This is a genomic window from Streptomyces sp. SP18BB07 (assembly GCF_036322545.1).
In the GTDB taxonomy this organism is placed as follows: Bacteria; Actinomycetota; Actinomycetes; order Streptomycetales; family Streptomycetaceae; genus Streptomyces; species Streptomyces deccanensis.
This window is the reverse complement of sequence record NZ_JAQYWT010000194.1, coordinates 1-351: the sequence shown is the minus strand read 5'-3', so window position 1 is coordinate 351 and position 351 is coordinate 1. Positions and strand designations below refer to the sequence as shown.

General features: G+C 27.9%; 1 protein-coding gene. It reads left to right on the top strand.

Features of this window, described 5'->3' with window-relative positions; translation table 11 throughout:
* Positions 1–26: 26 nt before the first annotated feature.
* Positions 27–351, top strand: a 325-nt coding sequence (locus PUR53_RS48045) for a hypothetical protein (protein WP_329907139.1), incomplete at its 3' end; no start/stop codon positions are given.

Genomic DNA, 351 nt, shown 5'->3' with positions numbered 1-351 from the left:
TTTTTGTTTTTGTGGTGGTGTGTTTTTTGTCTCTAAGATTTTTGGTATTTTTTTTTTATATGTTTTGTGTGTTTTTTTTTTTTTTTTTTTTTTTTGTTTTTTTGTTTTTTTTTTTTTTTTTTTTTTTTGTTGTTTGGGGGGGGTGGGGGGGGGGGGGGGGGGGGGTGGTGTTTTTTGTTTTTTTTGTTTTTTTTGTTTTTTTGTTTTTTTTTTTTTTTTTTTTTGTTGTTTTTTTGTTGTTTTTTTTTGTGGGTTTTTTTTTTTTTTTTTTTGTTTTGTTCTTTGGTGGGTTTGTTGTTTGGTTTTTTGTTTTTTTTTTTTTTTTTTTGGGGGGTGATTCCCGGCCCCCCC